The sequence below is a fragment of the Nostoc sp. UIC 10607 genome (assembly GCF_047228265.1).
Taxonomy (GTDB): Bacteria; Cyanobacteriota; Cyanobacteriia; order Cyanobacteriales; family Nostocaceae; genus Nostoc; species Nostoc foliaceum_A.
In genome coordinates this window covers 154,523-171,983 of record NZ_JBIQNW010000007.1, presented here as the reverse complement: position 1 = coordinate 171,983, position 17,461 = coordinate 154,523, and the positions used below count along the sequence as shown (strand labels likewise).

Here is a 17,461-nt window from a genome sequence, read left to right as displayed (position 1 = left end):
ATCCTCGGTAAGCGGGAAACTCAGAGGCTTTAGCCCTGAGAGGGAAGCGACAGGAGCGAATTTATTCGCTGAGGTCTTTTTAACTTGAATAACTGTAACCATCTTTTTTGTGAATTGATTTACAGAACTTATAGTTTATTCCTTGAATCAATCCTCTCTGAGCAGAGATATTAAAGCTACCTGTAGAACGTACAGCTACACGTCCAATGTATTCACCAATTTTTTTTCCATTGGTGACAACAGCTTTAACAATATCACCTGTCTGAAAACCTTTGATAAATTTCAGTTTGGGAACATATCTATTAGGAAATCCAAATTTGTCAGTTCTACACATCTGCCTTGTTCCGTGCCCATTAGCGGTAATTAACAACGGTTTGATACCTTTGATAATTAATATTGGAGTTGATTGACCAACACAAGCAGCGTCTAACCAATGAGTTTTTTGTAATTGTTGATTAGTTCTATTGAACTTCGTTAATCCACCAGAACCGCACTCAACGGGTAAGTCAGTTGATTTTAAAACCTCTAGAAGTTTGTATCTAGTGGCATTGACTGCTGCTGCATCAGCTAATGGTTTCTTGGCTTGTGCCAAAATTTTCTGTAATCTAGTGGGATCTTTTTTGAGAAAGTCTTTAATATCTTTAGTCCCTTTTTTGACGTTACATTTTTCGCAACTCAAAGTAAGGTTAGTGATTGAATTAGAACCTCCCTTTGAGCGTGAGTGAATGTGTTCAATCTGTAAAGGTATATCTTTGATACCACAATAGGCGCATTGTCTGTTCCATTTTTCTAGAAGAAATTCTCTGGTTTCATATCCAGCTAACGTACCTTGTTGATATTCCTTACCTTCGATTTCAGGATTACGCATTAATTGCATATCAAACTTGACTAATTCGGTACTAATCGCTGTGATTGGTGCGAATTTGCGTAATCTGTTTACCCATGTTTCAACATTGTGAACCCGACTCATAAGGCTAGGAGCTAACCATCCTTCTGATCTAGTTCTGTTGAGAAATCTGGGTTTTCTGTATCGTGTTTTGCGATTCCTCCTAGTACGTCTTAGTTGCCTTCTGGAAATCAAAGCATCTCTGATAGCGAAGCCTCTATGCTTTAAATCAGCAGCAAAAACTACTTCACCTGTGGAATCATTGACTAATGCTATTCCCGTTATTTTAGCTCCAGGGTCTAGCTTAATTCTCAAGTCAGATACAGATGCATCTGCTCTAGATTCTTTCAGAATAATTGTGAAAGGAAAACGCCGAAATACTGCTGCTTTTTTGTTTCGTAATAACTGTCTAGCTTGCGCCGAATGAATTGGGTCTAAGGGTCTTTTTTCGGTATCTAAAACAAATACTTTGGACATTAGTCCCTCCTTGCGGGTAATGTTAGCTTCGTCAATGTTTTAAGAGCTTTTTACACTTGCAACACTGTTTCAGTGACTTTAAAACTGTTTAATTGCAAATGACAGAGCGGAAAACTAGCTTCGCATTCTCCGGTGTCGTGACTCAAAAAACGTAGTCAGTTAAGACTTAGACTGGTCAGTACAGCTTGCTTGATTTCTCTTACAAGCTCAGTGGCTTTGTCCCTGAGTTACTGACAGTTGAGTAATATATTTTGTAATTTCTTCGAGTATGCTAACTGCGGGGTGGTTTTTCTTGTGGAGTGCAAGTGGTAGATGTGCTTGGGTTGCGTCAGGAAAAGCTGTTGATTTAGGAATGGGGGCAGTAACGTGTATCCGTCCTTCAACCTGTTGTTTAATTTCTTCCAGTATTCCTGTGTCTTGAAGATTACGATTATCGTATTTGGTTGGAATTATACAGGCAATTTGTAATTTTTGGTGTCCTCCTTTTTTGAGCCGGGCAATTGTTTCTAGCAGTTGGTTGGTGCCGAGATAGCATTTGTATTGTGTTTCAACAGGAATAATAACGTGTGAAGCAGCGACTAAGCTCATAATGCTTAGAATTCCTAGAGAAGGCGGGCAATCAATCAAAATATAATCATACTGGTCAAGTACATTTGATAGCACAAACTTGAGCCGTTGGCGGTTGTCGATGGTCAAGTCATGAAAAATTTTTTGCTCCGTACCTGCCAATTGGATATTTGTTGGTACAATGTGCATCCCGTGAATAGGTTTTTCCCATATATACAGGGGAGTTTCTTCAGCGATCGCACCATAAATAGTTTGTTCAGTTTGCAGCTTGACTTCCCCTAATCCCATAAAAGCTGTTAGCGATGCTTGTGGGTCCATATCCACAAGCAGTACACGGTGTTTTTTAGCAAGGTGGTATCCAAGATTGTGTGTAATAGTTGTCTTAGCTGCACCGCCTGACTGATTGAAAGTGGCAATTATTTTGGTTGATGACATATATTAATGAAGCGATTTTGTGAACCCATGTCAGCGATTCTACCAAACACTGGATTTTTATTTTGGATTTTTGAAAAAAAATAACGCTAGTTCAAACCAGTAAACCTGTCTGGACTAGCATTATTCAGTTAGTTGGTTCTAAAATGGGGGTTCTTCGTCTAGGTCTTCATTTGTCGAAGTAACGTTATCTTCAAGTAGTTCCTTGGCAAAATCGGGAGTTTCAGGCGAGTGAGAATTTTTGCTAACTTGGGTGAGTTCGTTAATCGGTTGTGCTGAAATAAAGTTTCTAATTACGAATGTGGCAATCTTTTCTTTGTACTCACCCCTGTTATCTACCACTAAATCAAGATATCCTTCTGCTGTACCATGTACGCCTTCCCCTTGTCCGTTGATGACGACAGCAGGTGCGCCTTTGGAACGGAATGGTATCTCGTCAGTAACGACTCCTTCCTTGGAACGGTAGTAGAATTCAGCAATCCCAAAAGCAATCAAGGAACCTTCTTTGTCGTGGGTTGTGTTCACTGATTTAAGATTAATAGTTGCAGTATTATGAATCATGGTCGTTTGATTTGTAGATTGATTAGATTGATTAGATGGTTAATCGCCTATGATTTATACTGCATAGGCGATTTTTGATTTTCTAGAAATTTGCGTTAGCTACAGCCTGTGTTTCGTTCGGTACAGAAGTAGATGTAGATTCTTCCTTACGGGGTGAACCTAATAATTCGATGGTGTTGATTGTGATTACAGGTTTTTGCCGCATAGTGCCAGAATTTTTATCAGCCCAACGATCAAATCCAAACTCACCAGTAATTGCAATTTGAGTTCCTTTACGAACGTAATTTCCAATCACTTCTGCTTGATTTCCCCAAGCGACTAAATCAAACCAAAGAGCTTGTTCACTTCTGTAGGGTGGTCTTACTGCAATAGAGATTGAAGCCTTAACTGCGCCCGACTCGAAAAATTTTAGATCGGGTTCTTGTCCACATCTGCCAACTAGCATGACTTTGTTGATATAGTTCATAACGCGAGAATTGATATATTTCTCTTATTGCTGCGTCAGCATTAGTTCTTTTAGGATTTATCATTTTGACGAATTGTTTTATTTAAAGCACACTTTTTGATTCATACTTGTGAGTTATTTTTTATCCCTGTTTCTCATACCATTGCGGTTTTTACTAAGGAACGGCTAATAATCCTGTGCTATGGTGGGATCGCCAATGTCGTGGTATGTATCTAAAAATTATAAGTAATGACTTATGCTTGAATATCTTCTCGTGAAGCGAGTAAGTATTTGTAAGCTGATACTCTTGGCTTTGATGTGGATACAGTTCGATGAGGACAGCCAAAATCGGCTAACACCTGACTACTCCTCACCTTTGCAAGTAGAAAATCTTACGTGGTTAGGAGAGACATCTGTTGGAGAAGAGGTCGAGCATTTTTGTGATGTTTCTAATACCGCTAGGATAGGCGTTTGGGGAGAAATTCTAGAACTGAAGTTAGTAGATTTAATTGCTGATTTACCGACTTGTTTGCACGATGCTTCATGGTTTGCTCTACTGGCAATTACTATGATGTTGGTGGATAAGGAATTAGACGGGATATGTGTACACCCACAAGATGAGTATTTTGCCCGGACTATTACGCTTGAAAGTTTGGCAGATTTGAGTGATTCTTACTTAGCCAAAGGTCATCCTTATTTAGATTTTCCTTTATCATTAGAAGACGCTAAATCATTACTGCCAGTTAATAGAAAGCAAGAGCTAGAAATCAAATTAGAGAAATTCCTTATTGATACTTATGAAGACGATTTTGATGATGAAGCACCAGATATTTGTGAGTTTTCATCCATCTACTTGCAAGATATTTTAAAAGAGTTTTTTGTTGAATCTGACTGGCAAGGTGATATTAACCAAGAGGCGGTTGTACAGCTTCAAGAAAAGTATGGTTCACATTATTCAGAAGGTGCGTTCTCTCCTGAAACTAAGGAACACGAACGTTGGGGCAAAACGCTTGTTTTTCTCAAACAATTTATAGGTCTGGATTCTAATTTTATCGAAAGCCAAAGCGATTTGTTCCTTGATGAATCTCTAGCAGCTGATTTACCTGATTACTTCCGTATGAAGACCCGTTTAGAACGTTGGCAAGACCGAACAGTTGTTTTATCCCGGTTGGTTCATACTTTAGTTCATTTTTTACTGGTAGGACAAAATTATCATCCCAGTCATATACAAGATTTGATGGCTATTCCAGTTTCTTCACGGGCTATATCCAGCCTACAAGCTTGTTTAGGTGTAGCTGCTTACAGAAGTGGTTATTACATGGCTGCTTCAAATATTCCCGAATCAGAAATCGGGCGGAACTGGTTGCTAGAAAAAGCTTTCCCTAACCTGCTTGATTTTTATCAAACAGGCCGGTTGAGTGGAAAGCAATAATTAATATTCTGCTGTTGGTTAATAAAGACAAATTTATATTTATGAAAAAATACTTATTTATACAATACTTTTGCCAAAAGAAGAGTCTACAAAAATTAAAAAAGCCTTGCGATAAACCTGGAAGGAATTTTTAGGACTGATTGTTTTTGCCCAGCTTCGGAGAAATGGGAGTTTGTACATCAACTCACCCTCTTAAATTGGCGAAGGTATTGTTACCCTTGATAAATTGTTTAATTCCCCCCTTCTTCCCTATCTTGATAAAATTTCAGAAGATGAAAAATGTGATAGCTGGATTGCTGTATAGTTTGAGGTGTACCAGATTATCCTTTCAAGAGTTGCTCTATGATCACTCTGCCTGGTATTGCTATCCAAAACAAAATATACGAAAGTTCCAATTCTCTAGTGTACCGGGGCATTAGAGAGGATGGAGTAGAGATCGTCGTAAAAATGCTAAAGCTTGATTATCCCTCTCCCCAAGAACTAACCCGCTACAGACAGGAATATAAAATTATTCGCTCCCTGAATCTGGAAGGAGTTATCAAGGCATACAGCCAGCAGGACTATCAACGCACTCTGGTGATTCTCTTAGAAGATTTTGGGGGAGAGTCCCTAGAAAAATGGATGCAAAAGCGTCCAGATATTTTCTGCCCGATGCCTTTATCCACTTTTCTTGGTATTGCGATCGCCCTTTGCGACATTTTAGGCAGAATCCATGCAGCCAATGTCATTCATAAAGATATTAACCCTGGAAACATCGTCCTCAATCCTGATACTGGCGTTGTCAAAATTATTGATTTTGGGATTGCGACCCAATTTAACTGCACCAATCCGACGTTCAAAAGTCCCCATGTCTTAGAAGGCACGCTTGCCTATCTGTCGCCAGAGCAAACCGGGCGGATGAACCGGATGCTCGACTATCGCACCGATTTCTACTCGCTAGGCGTAACCTTCTACGAACTGTTAACTGGACAGCTACCGTTCCCTACTCAAGACATCCTGGAGCTAGTTCATTGCCATATTGCCAAACCGCCGATTCCTGTGCATAAATTGAACGCCACTATTCCCAAACCCATTTCAGGCATAATTTTGAAGTTGATGGCGAAAAATGCGGAGGATCGCTATCAAAGTGCCTGGGGCATCAAAGCGGATCTAGAACGCTGCGCCGGGCAACTGGCAGAAATGGGTCAGATCAACGCCATGTCGTTGGGACTACAAGATGTTTCAGAACAGTTTTGCATTCCTCAGAAACTGTATGGACGAGAAGCCCAGACTAAAGCATTATTGGCGGCGTTTGACAGAGTGGCTAGAAAAGAGACATTTGGCGAAATTTGTAAACTAGAGTCAGGCATAGAAAATGCTCAATTCAATGTCGAACTCATGCTCGTTGCTGGTTACGCTGGCGTTGGCAAAACAGCATTGGTGCAAGAACTCTATAAACCCATCACAGCAAAGCACGGCTATTTCATATCGGGTAAATTTGACCAATTCAGGCGCAATATTCCCTACAGCGCCATTGTGGATGCCCTGCAAAAGTTGGTGCAGCAACTTCTGGGGGAACCGGATGAGCAAGTGCAACAGTGGCGATCGCGCCTGCTCTCAGCTTTAGGAAGCAATGGGCAAATTATCATAGATGTCATTCCCGAAGTTGAGTTCATTATTGGCAAGCAGTTACCCGTACCAGAAGTTGGAGCAACTGAGGCACAGAATCGCTTCAATTTAACTTTTCAAAGGTTTGTGCGGGTGTTTTGTGCAAAAGAGCATCCCCTGGTCATCTTTTTAGACGATCTACAGTGGGTCGATTCCGCGACGTTGAAGTTAATTGAACTCATATTGCTTGACGAGCAAACTCAATCTCTGTTTTTGATCGGAGCCTATCGAGATCATGAAGTGTCTCCAACGCATTCATTAATTTTGATGCTGGAGAGCTTGCGAAACCAGGGAGCAGTACTTCAGGAAATCATCCTGACCCCCTTAACGCTCGAACCCTTGAGTCAACTGATAGCTGAGACATTACATCGCAATGCTGATGCAGTTCGTTCCTTAGCCCAAGTCGTGTTGCGTAAAACCGAGGGCAACCCTTTCTTTGTTGGTGAATTTTTGAAGCTGCTGCATAGCGAAAACCTGTTAACCTTTGATGCCCAACAGTTGAGTTGGCAGTGGAACTTAACTGAGATTGAAGCTCAAGATATCACGGATAATGTGGTGGAGTTGCTGCTGCGTCAGTTGCAGAAATTGCCGGAAGCAACACAGCAAGTTCTCTCCATCGCTGCTTGTGTTGGGTCTGAGTTTGATTTAGAAACATTGGCGATCGTTTGCGAAAAATTACCGAAAGCAATTTTCCAGGATTTATTAGAAGCAATACAAGCGGGATTAATTCAACCTCTATCTGAATTGGACGAAGACTTGTTGGTTCAAAAGTATAAGTTTTCGCACGATCGCGTTCAGCAAGCGGCTTATGCTTTGATTGATGAATCGCACAAACAGGTTGTTCATCTCCAAATTGGTCGCAAATTGCTCGAAAAAACTTCACCAGAGCAACGATCCGATCGGTTGTTTGAAATCATCGATCATCTCAATCAAGGACTTGAGCTAGTCACTGCTCGATCAGAACGAACTGAAATTGCCAGATTGAATTTAATGGCAGGTCAGAAAGCAAAGGCAGCAACGGCTTATGAAGCAGCTTTTAAGTATTTCACTACAGGGCTTAAACTCCTCAATTGGGAGAGTTGGCTCAGTGAGTATGACCTCACCTTAGCGCTGTACTCCCAAGCAGCAGAAGCAGCATATCTTCATGGTTGCTTTGATGAGATGGAACAGTTGGTAGAAGTAGTACTCGCTCGTGCCAAAACAGTGGTTGACAAAGTGCAGGCTTACGATAGCAGAATTCAAGGATATTTGTCACAGGGCAACCTGAAAGAAGCACTTAAAATTGGATTGGAAGTGTTGAAGCTCCTGGGAGTAATCTTACCAGAAAATCCAAGTGAGTTAGATGTTCGAGGCGGATTGGAGTCAACGGCTGCACTAATCGCCCAACGAGAAATTGAAGACTTGGTTAATTTACCAGAGATGACTGCACCAGAACCGCTAGCAGCAATGTCAATCCTAGCGAATATAGGGGCTGCTGCATTCATAGTATCACCAGCACTGGTGATACTGATTACTTGCAAAGCGGTAAATTTATCAATCAACTACGGTAATGCTATCTGGTCACCACTGTATTATGCTGGCTACGGATTTGTTCTATGTGGAGTTGTTCAAGACATTGAACTCGGCTATAAATTTGGTCAATTGGCTCTTAGCTTGGCAGAACGATTGAATACCAAAAAAGGCAAGGCTAAAGCATTACAGTTATTTAGTGACCATGTTATGCAATGGAAAGTACATCTTAAGGAAACGATACCACTGCTGGTTGAGGCTTATCAGGAAGGAGTGGAAACCGGAGACTTTGAAACCGCTGGTTATGCTGCATATGACGTGTGCTACAACTCGTTTTTCGTCGGTGAGTCACTCACCCAACTGGAACAGAAAACGGCAACATACAGCAAAGCGGTTGATCGAATCAGACGGGAAAGCCCCTCGACTTGGATTGCAATAGTGTGGCAGACTATTCTTAATTTGTTAGACAGGGCTGAGAATCCCAGTCGCTTAGTTGGTCGGGTGTGTAATGAAGAGCAGGCATTACCACGCGCCCTTGCAGTTAAAGATGGAACTGCAATTCAAATGCTATATCTGCACAAAGTTATACTGTGTTATCTATTTGAAGAATATCATCAAGCTGTACAGACTGCTATTTTGGCAAGGCAACATTTTGAAGAAGTGACAGCAATAAAGGTTTTACCTGTATTCTGTTTCTATCATTCTCTGGCGCTTTTGAGCCTATTGCTCGATGCTTCAAACTCTGAAAAATTAGCTTTGCTAAACTGTGTTAACACCAACCAAGAAAAGATGCAGAAATGGGCAGAACATGCTCAAATGAATTATCTACATGAATTTTATCTAGTCGAGGCAGAGAAAGCGCGAGTCTTAGGGCAATTTCTTGAGGCCGAAGAGTTTTATGAACGGGCGATCGCAGGTGCTGCTGAAAATGAGTATATCCAGGAAGAAGCATTAGCTTATGAATTAGCGGCTAAACATTATCTGGCGCGAGGCCGAGAAAAAATTGCTCAAACCTACATGAAAGAGGCGCACTATTGCTACGATCGCTGGGGCGCAACCGCTAAAGTTAAAGACTTAGAAAAACGCTATCCACAGTTCTTTTCTCAGTCGTCTAGAGCCGCTTTTGCATCAATTCCTATTACTGCTGAAACTATCCCTAATCCCTTCCATACCGCTTTCGATTTAGCAGCAGTGATGAAAGCTTCACAGGCGATTTCTCGTGAAATTGAACTGAAGCAATTGCTGCGATCACTGATGCAAACTTTAATTGAGAATGCTGGCGCACAAACCGGATATCTGATTTTAGAAAACTCAGGAGAATGGTCGATTGAAGCGGCTTGTGAACTCAATACCGATGAGAATGCTTGTGCGACTCAGGTGTTACAGTCTATTCCAATTGCCGATCGATTGCCAGAATCAATCATTCAATATGTGATTCGGACTCTGAAGCCTGTCGCCTTAAATGATGCGACTCGTGAAGGTGCTTTTATTAATGAGCCATACATTCAACAGAACCAGCCTCAATCTATTTTCTGTTTGCCACTGCTGAATCAAGCCAAGCTGGTCGGTGTATTGTATTTAGAAAATCGGTTAGCAGCTGGAGTATTTACACCAGAGCGATCGCAGGTCTTGCAGCTATTATCGACTCAAGCAGCGATCGCTATCGAAAATGCCAACCTTTACTCAGAACTACAGGCTAAGGAAAGCAAGATCGCCCAATTCCTTGAAGCGATTCCGGTGGGAATTGCGATCGTGGATGCGGCGGGTCGCCCTTATTATACCAACCAATGCGGCAATCAACTCACGGGCAAAGAAACTGATACTTCCATAGCAACGGAGCAGATATCAGAGGCTTATCAGCTTTATGTAGCGGGAACGGATCAAATCTATCCAGCGGAGAGCTTACCTATTGTGCGGGCATTAAGGGGCGAACGCATTAGGACTGAAGATATAGAAATTCGTCGAGATCATGTCTCAATTCTAATTGAGGCACGGGGAACACCAGTTTTTGATCAACAGGGCAATATCACTTATGCGATCGCTACCTTTGAGGACATTACAGAGCGCAAACAAGCCGAGAAACTTCTAGCCGACTACAACTGCACTTTAGAGCAACAGGTCGCAGAACGAACTGCTGCGTTACGACAAAGTGAAGCCAATTACCGCAACCTGCTACAAACCGCGAATTCCGTCATCATTTGCTATGACACGCAAGGACGAATTCGATACATCAACGATTATGGGGTGAAACTCCTGGGCTATGAAGAACATCAGATTGTAGGGCGTACCTTATTTGAAACCATCATTCCAGACATCGAAACCTCTGGGCGGGATGTCAAACCCTTTGTCCGTGATTTACTTCGTAATCCTCAATCGTACCCGCAAGGCGAGGGTGAAAACCTGTGTCGAGACGGTCGGCGAGTTTGGGTTGCTTGGTCAAATCAAGCCATCTTCAATGAACAGGGAGAAGTCGTTGAAATCTTATCGGTGGGCAATGACACCACCCAGCGTAGACAAGCAGAAGAGGCATTACAACGCAGTGAAGCTAAGTTCCGCAATATTTTTGAAAACTCACAGGTTGGCATCTTCCGCACCCGCCTCTCGGATGGATTACTTCTCGATGCCAATCAATGCTATGCCAATCTGCTTGGCTTTGATTCATCAGAGGAGATGATTGGGCTTGAACACGCCACAGACTACTATGTAAATCCCAGCGATCGCCAACAATTCCTTGAGGTGCTGAAGCGGGATCGGGAAGTGCGAAGCTATGAAGCACAGGGGCGAAAACGAGATGGGACAGTGTTTTGGGGACTTTTCTCTGCTTATCTGAATGCAGACGATGACTACATTGAAGGGGTGATTGCGGATATTAGCGATCGCAAACAAGCAGAAGCCGCTCTACAAAATAGTGAAGAACGGCTGCGCCTAGCACTAACAGCCACAAATCAGGGACTCTACGATCTCGATTTAAAAACTGAAGAAAGAATTGTTAACCCAGAATACGCTTTAATGCTGGGCTACGATCCAGCAACATTCCACGAAACGATTTCTGAATGGATTGCTCGTTTGCATCCTGATGACAGAGAATCAGTTGTCGCAACCTACCGTGCTTACATTGCTGGAGAAATCCCCAGCTATCAAGCAGAGTATCGCCAGCGTACCCAGGATGGTCAGTGGAAATGGACTCTTTCTGTTGGCAAAATTGTTGCCTGGGACGAATCAGGTCAACCCATGCGGATGTTGGGAACCCACGTTGACATTAACGATCGCAAGCAAGCAGAAGAAGCCCTACAAGCCTCAGAGTCAAAGCTACGGACTCTAATTGAGGCAATTCCCGATCCATTGTTTGTACTGTCTGCTGAAGGGCGATTCCTTGAAATAATGGTACTGGAACCAAATCTGCGATGTCAACCCACTGAGGAAATGATTGGTAAAACCATGCATCAACTCGGAAAGGAACAAGCTGATGAATTTCTAAGTTATATTCAGCAGGTGCTGAAAACCCAACAAATCCTCACAGTCGAGTATGGTACGTTTCTAAATGGACGAGAAGCCTGGCTTTCGGCTCGCATTGCCCCAATCAATCACGATCAGGTGATTTGGCTGACGCGAGATATTACGGCGCTGAAGCAAGCAGAAGAAGCCTCAATTTTGGAGGAGCGCAACCGCATGGCGCGTGAAATTCACGACACACTCGCTCAGTCGTTTACAGGCATTCTGGCTCAGGTAGGAGCGGCAAACCAGGTGCTAACGGATGATTTAGAAGCAACTGGGGCACACCTAGACCTGATCAAAGAATTGGCGCGAACTGGATTGACTGAAGCGCGGCGATCGGTCGTGGCACTCCGTCCCCAGCTTTTGGAGTCGGGCAGTTTACAGAGCGCTCTCCATCGTCTCATCGCTCAAATCAGAACTGCCGCAATGGATGTCACTCTATATTATGAGATTGAGGGTGCAGTGTATTCTCTACCCACTGAAGTCGAGAATAACTTACTACGAATTGGGCAGGAAGCATTAACTAATGCGATTAGATACGCCAATGCCGACGAAATTCGAGTGGAGCTAGTCTACGATCGCGACCAGTTTTGCTTGCGCGTGAGAGACAATGGACAGGGCTTTGGAGTTGGAAGTATTTCAGCCTCTGAGGGTTTTGGCTTACTCGGCATGAGCGAACGGGCAGAGCGCATCGGCGCACAACTAACGATTAGGAGTCAACCTGGACAAGGAACAGAAATTATTGTCACCGTCAACCCTTGAGTGAGCATCACAATGAGCCAAGCTACGACCATTCGGGTTCTGATTGCGGACGATCACGCCATTTTTCGGCAAGGATTAGCCACGATTATTAACCGTGACCCAGATATGCAGGTGATTGCCCAAGCCGAAAATGGGGAACAAGCGATCGCCGCCTTTCGGGAACACCAACCAGATGTAACGCTAATGGATCTGCGAATGCCTGAAGTAGAAGGGGTTGCCGCCATCGGTGCAATTTGTGCTACTGCTAAATCTGCTCGGATTATTGTACTGACCACGTATGATAGTGATGAAGATATTTATCGGGGATTGCAGGCAGGCGCAAAAGGATATCTGTTGAAAGAAACTGAACCGGACGAGCTTCTGAATGCGATTCGTACCGTTCATCGGGGCCAGAAGTATATTCCACCCGATGTGGGAGCAAAGTTGGTACAGCGCCTCAGCAATCCAGAACTGAGTGAAAGAGAACTAGCAGTACTCCGCTCACTGGCGCAGGGAATGAGTAATGCCGAGATTGCGGCGGCTTTGAGTATCGGTGAAGGCACTGTTAAATCCCATGTCAATCGGATTTTGAATAAGTTGGATGTAAGCGATCGCACCCAAGCTGTGATTGTTGCCGTTAAGCGCGGCATTGTCAGTTTGTAGGGTGTACTTGCAATTGATTCCCAACAGCCTCAGAATTTCACTGATCTGATGAACCGCGAAGCGCAACGAGTCGCCAGTCCAGGGACTAAATTTGTTGCAGTTACTGCTCCTTCGGACCCAAATACATTGGCACTCGCACCACCCTTGCCATCGCTAGCCATGCTGTGGTCGATGGATAACTAGCCAATCTTCGCTCAAGCTGTCCGTAACCGTTCAATGTCTCGAATGGGCGGCGCACCGAACAGGCGCGAATATTCCCGGCTAAACTGTGACGGACTTTCATACCCCACCTGGTAGGCAGTAGAGGTCGCATCGAAATCCTCAGCGAGCATCAAACGACGCGCTTCTAACAGTCTTAACTGCTTCTGATACTGAAGCGGACTCATCGAAGTGACTTGCTTGAAATGCTGATGGAACGACGAAGTAGACATCCCGATCTGACTCGCTAAATCCTCGATCCGCATCGGCTTGGTAAAATCAGATTTGATTTGTTGAATCGCTAAAGCAATTCGCTGCATATTACTGCCGGATGTGGCAATTTGACGCACGGCTTCCCCTTGTTCACCCAACAGCAGATGGTAATAGAGTTCACGAATCATTAACGGTGCCAGCATGGAGATGTGTTGCGGAGTGTCTAAGAGCTTGACGAGGCGAAGGGCACACTCCATCAACGCTGGATCGACGTTGCTAACCGATATACCTCGAATAGAGTTTTCTGGCTTTGCCGAACTGGAACCCATTTGGGCAACCATCTCACACAATTGCATCAAGTCTAAGTTCAGCTTCAGCCCTAAATACGGCTTGTCAGGTGTCGCCTCAGTCACAAAGCCACTCAGCGGTAAATCAACGGAAACGACGAGATACTGCATTGCACCATACTGATATGTCTCCTCACCCAGAAATGCTTTTTTCTGACCTTGAACGACGATCGCCAGGATGGGTTCATACACGCTATGAGGTGCGGTAGATACTGTATCTGAGCGCGCAAAGTCTAATTGCTCGATCGCCGTGGGTTGGATAATGTTGCCGCTGGATTTGGTATGCCGCACGATCCGTGTGGCGATTTCTTGGCGGTGATCCGCGATTATTTCAGGGCGAGAGATTGCGACTGTCATAGCAGAGACTCGACTAACTCAATACCTTACAGTTGACATTATAGAATCTCTGCAAACGATCGCTCTGGAGAATTAGGCAATCATCGGATAGGTTTGGGCATTTCAAGAACAGCTTTTCCAACCTATGCTGAACTTACACGAATAGACAAGATGAGGATCAGGCAATGATGCAAGAAGGCAAAAATCGCCTGAGTGACCGGAATGATTAATGAGCAGGAGAACCTTATGTATGTAGTTTTTGGAGCGACGGGACAGACAGGTTCAGCAGTGGCTAACGCTTTGCTTGAGAGAAATTTTCCAGTGCGCGTTGTCTTGCGCTCTGATAAAGCTGCCAGTACATGGCGACAGAAAGGTGCAGACGTAGCGATTGCCGAAGTCACTGATGTCGAAGCGATGACCGCCGCGATGCGTGAAGCGGATGCCGTCTATGTGATGAACCCACCTGCTTACAACGTCAGCGATATGTTTGCGCTGGCAGAACAGATCGGCGAGTGTTATGTTGAAGCCCTTACAAACGCTGATGCACGGAAGGTCGTGTTACTGTCTTCGGTTGGTTCACAGCACGCTTCCGGTACGGGCAACATTTTGACGACCCATATTTTAGAGCGCATGTTGGGCAACTTGGCAGTTCCCGTCACAGTTCTGCGAGCGGCATCGTTTATGGAGAATTGGGGGAGTGCCGCCGCGATCGCTGCCGAACTAGGGGTACTGCCCAGTTTTTTTGCTCCACTCGATCGTCGGCTGCCTATGGTTTCGACCGAAGACATCGGGCGCACTGCGGCTGAAGCCATGATTGAAGACTGGAAAGGTCAGCGCATCATCGAACTGCATGGTCCGATCGACTACTCACCAAACGATGTCGCTGCTGCTTTTGCCGCTGTGCTTAACCGTAATGTACAGGCAATTGCTGTTCCCGAAAGCGACTGGCAAGCAACAATTTCCAGCTTTGGCTTTTCACCTGAAGCCGTCAACAGCTACAGCGAGATGATGCGCGGTTTCAACTCTGGTCATATCGTCTTTGAAAGTAGCCCAGAGATAGAAACGCGCACCGGACAAACTGCAATAGAAGCTGCTGTTGATAGATTGACTGGAAGCAAATCCAAGTAAAAATTAGCTTGAGGAGATTGAAATAGTGCGTTATTTAAGTCAAATTTTCACGGGAGCAGGACTGATTGGGCTGTTGGCTATTCCGGTGATGATGCAAGCTCGCGCGAAGGCAGAGATTCAATCGAATGTGACTGCATTTGAGTCAAGTGATTACTCGACAGCGTTGAATCAGCAGTCCTCTCTGGTTCAGCCTTCAGCGATCGCAGACTTATCCCAAGCAACTGCGTCTAATCCAGCAGATGCACAAGCAACTCAGATGATCGAGCAACGCAACAAAGCAACTGTCCAGCAGTCTTTCGACCAATGGCGCAACGGAACTGGCAGTGCATTTGATCTGCTTGCCCCGGATGTAACCTGGACAATTACTGGGACGGGTGCAACTGCGGGCACATATCGCAGCCGACAAGCATTACTCGATCAAGTCGTTAGCCCGACCAGTGCCCGATTATCAACTCCAATCGTCCCGACTGTGCGCGGCATCTGGGCGGATGGCGATATGGTGATCGTGCTATGGGACGGAGAGGCGACTGCCAGAGACGGCAGACCGTATCGGAATACCTACACCTGGTATTTCCGCATGAAAGATGACCAGGTAATCGAAGCGATCGCTTTCCTAGACATGAGCAAATTTACAGAATTGTGGACAAGGGTTTCACCTTCATGATTCAGGAAATGGAAATCAATATTTAGTTCACAGCACTCAACTCGAACAGAAGGGAAAACAACGATGTTAAACATTGAGAACAAAGTCATTGCGATCACTGGAGCCAGTAGCGGGATTGGCGAAGCCACAGCTAAGTTACTTGCTCGAAACGGTGCAAAGGTGCTTTTGGGCGCACGACGCACCGAAAAGCTCGAAAAGATTGTTGAGGAGATCCACGCCTCAGGCGGTACAGCAGAATTTAAAGCCGTAGATGTCACCGATCGAGAAGATGTGAAAGCGTTCATTGGGTTTGCAAAAGACAAGTTTGATCGCGTCGATGTCATCTTCAACAATGCAGGCGTGATGCCCTTATCGCCGATGAACGCCTTGAAGGTCGAGGAATGGGACAACATGATTAACGTGAATATCCAGGGCGTGTTGAATGGCATTGCAGCAGCTTTGCCGATCATGGAAGCGCAAGGTGGCGGACAGATCATCAATACGGCATCTATTGGTGCTCATGTGGTAGTGCCCACTGCTGCTGTTTATTGCGCGACCAAGTATGCAGTTTGGGCAATCTCTGAGGGACTGCGGCAAGAGTCAAAAACGATTCGCGTCACCGCCATCTCTCCCGGCGTGGTTGAGACCGAACTCGGCTCTGATATCACAGACGAGCCAACAAAAGGCTTCTTGAAAGAACTTCGCAAAGACGCACTCAACCCGGATACGATTGCCAGCGCTGTTCTGTATGCCGTGTCTCAGCCGGATGATGTCGATGTCAACGAAGTGATTGTTCGCCCGATCCGCCATATGATGTAGGCAACGGCTCTCGTTCACGTCAGACAGATAGGATTGACCGTGCAATTAAGTTTTGAGTCTAACTTGAGTTAGAGCCTACCTTCTATCTTAAGAAGGAGCGGCTGCTCCATCAAATTACAGCCTAAAAATGTTAACTCACTGTAGACGACAACTAAAACCCAATTGCTTATATTGAATTCATGTGGATTGAGCAAGTGAATCGCAAGGTTCCATGCTTGATACAGATGTAGAAAGATGATCGACGACCATAGTTCCAGTTCTTTAGTTGTGCCAGCTTCAATCCAAGATCACAGTCAAGGTGTGCTAAGTGCCGCCGTGGTATTAGTGATGTATGGGGATTATCAATGTCCTAGAAGTGCAGCCGTTTACAAACTGATTAAAATCATTCGGCAAGAGCTTACGGTTTCTTTTGGAGAGGATTATTTATGTTTTATCTTCCGCCATTTTCCACAGATCCAGATTCATCCCCAGGCACAACGGGCAGCCCAAGCAGCCGTTGCCGCCGCCGCTCAAGGAAAGTTTTGGTTAATGAGCGATACTTTATTTGACCATCAACAAAGGTTGGAGAACGGTTATCTTGTCGAGTACGCCAATGATTTAGGGCTTGACATTCCTCAATTTCTCAAAGAGTTGTCTAAACAAGTGTATGTCGATCGCATCAATGAAGATATCGAAGGCGGAATACAGAGTGGAGTGACGACTACCCCAGCCCTGTTTATCAATAGAATTCGGTACACCGAGCGCTGGAACACGACGGAGTTGATGGCTGCCATGATTGCTGCAAGTTATTAAGTTCCCCGATCTTTGCTCTCAATTCATATCTGACTTGCCTGTAAGTGCTGTAAGCCATCTAATTTTGATGGCTAGATTTTGCCTGTTTCACTGAACAAATTTGCCGCTTTTTGAACCATGCCAACAACTG

13 protein-coding genes are annotated in these 17,461 nt (G+C 44.6%); 8 read left to right on the top strand and 5 right to left on the bottom strand.

The window, feature by feature from the left end; all coding sequences use genetic code 11:
* Positions 1-79: 79 nt before the first annotated feature.
* From iscB to ssb, 4 genes are all read right to left on the bottom strand, one after another.
* Positions 80-1,363, bottom strand: a complete 1,284-nt coding sequence (gene iscB, locus ACEYW6_RS09405) for an RNA-guided endonuclease IscB (RefSeq protein WP_011316780.1) — start codon at positions 1,361-1,363, stop codon at positions 80-82.
* Between the two features lie 207 nt (positions 1,364-1,570).
* On the bottom strand, positions 1,571-2,365 hold the full coding sequence (locus tag ACEYW6_RS09400) for a ParA family protein (protein ID WP_190570473.1): 795 nt from the start codon (positions 2,363-2,365) through the stop codon (positions 1,571-1,573).
* A 138-nt stretch (positions 2,366-2,503) separates the two neighbouring features.
* Entirely contained in the window at positions 2,504-2,923 is a 420-nt protein-coding gene (locus ACEYW6_RS09395; RefSeq protein WP_323267563.1) for a hypothetical protein, read from the bottom strand.
* Positions 2,924-3,005: 82 nt separating this feature from the next.
* Positions 3,006-3,389, bottom strand: a complete 384-nt coding sequence (gene ssb, locus ACEYW6_RS09390; protein WP_096553012.1) for a single-stranded DNA-binding protein — start codon at positions 3,387-3,389, stop codon at positions 3,006-3,008.
* Between the two features lie 235 nt (positions 3,390-3,624).
* Between ssb and ACEYW6_RS09385 the strand changes: the two genes are divergently transcribed.
* The 4 genes from ACEYW6_RS09385 to ACEYW6_RS09370 all read left to right on the top strand — a co-directional run bounded on the left by ACEYW6_RS09385 (position 3,625) and on the right by ACEYW6_RS09370 (position 13,038).
* A complete protein-coding gene (locus tag ACEYW6_RS09385; protein ID WP_190570475.1) occupies positions 3,625-4,800 on the top strand; it encodes a hypothetical protein in 1,176 nt (391 codons plus the stop codon).
* Between the two features lie 342 nt (positions 4,801-5,142).
* The gene (locus ACEYW6_RS09380; protein ID WP_412979499.1) at positions 5,143-12,213 is read left to right on the top strand and encodes a PAS domain S-box protein; all 7,071 of its coding nucleotides are present in this window, start codon (positions 5,143-5,145) and stop codon (positions 12,211-12,213) included.
* A 12-nt stretch (positions 12,214-12,225) separates the two neighbouring features.
* Positions 12,226-12,855, top strand: coding sequence for a response regulator (locus ACEYW6_RS09375; protein WP_412979498.1), 630 nt, complete (start codon positions 12,226-12,228; stop codon positions 12,853-12,855).
* A 48-nt stretch (positions 12,856-12,903) separates the two neighbouring features.
* On the top strand, positions 12,904-13,038 hold the full coding sequence (locus tag ACEYW6_RS09370; RefSeq protein ID WP_323267566.1) for a hypothetical protein: 135 nt from the start codon (positions 12,904-12,906) through the stop codon (positions 13,036-13,038).
* A gap of 11 nt (positions 13,039-13,049) precedes the next feature.
* Here ACEYW6_RS09370 and ACEYW6_RS09365 read toward each other — a convergent pair whose 3' ends face one another.
* Positions 13,050-13,970 carry an AraC family transcriptional regulator gene (locus ACEYW6_RS09365; protein ID WP_412979497.1) on the bottom strand — a complete coding sequence of 307 codons (921 nt, stop codon included), beginning with the start codon at positions 13,968-13,970 and terminating at the stop codon, positions 13,050-13,052.
* 201 nt (positions 13,971-14,171) lie between these two features.
* On the opposite strand from ACEYW6_RS09365, the gene ACEYW6_RS09360 reads away from it, so the two are divergent.
* The 4 genes from ACEYW6_RS09360 to ACEYW6_RS09345 all read left to right on the top strand — a co-directional run bounded on the left by ACEYW6_RS09360 (position 14,172) and on the right by ACEYW6_RS09345 (position 17,331).
* Positions 14,172-15,077, top strand: coding sequence for an NmrA family NAD(P)-binding protein (locus ACEYW6_RS09360; protein ID WP_412979496.1), 906 nt, complete (start codon positions 14,172-14,174; stop codon positions 15,075-15,077).
* Between the two features lie 25 nt (positions 15,078-15,102).
* Positions 15,103-15,741, top strand: a complete 639-nt coding sequence (locus ACEYW6_RS09355) for a nuclear transport factor 2 family protein (protein WP_412979495.1) — start codon at positions 15,103-15,105, stop codon at positions 15,739-15,741.
* A gap of 63 nt (positions 15,742-15,804) precedes the next feature.
* Entirely contained in the window at positions 15,805-16,539 is a 735-nt protein-coding gene (locus ACEYW6_RS09350; protein ID WP_412979494.1) for an SDR family oxidoreductase, read from the top strand.
* A 234-nt stretch (positions 16,540-16,773) separates the two neighbouring features.
* Entirely contained in the window at positions 16,774-17,331 is a 558-nt protein-coding gene (locus tag ACEYW6_RS09345) for a DsbA family protein (protein WP_412979493.1), read from the top strand.
* Positions 17,332-17,461: the final 130 nt, after the last annotated feature.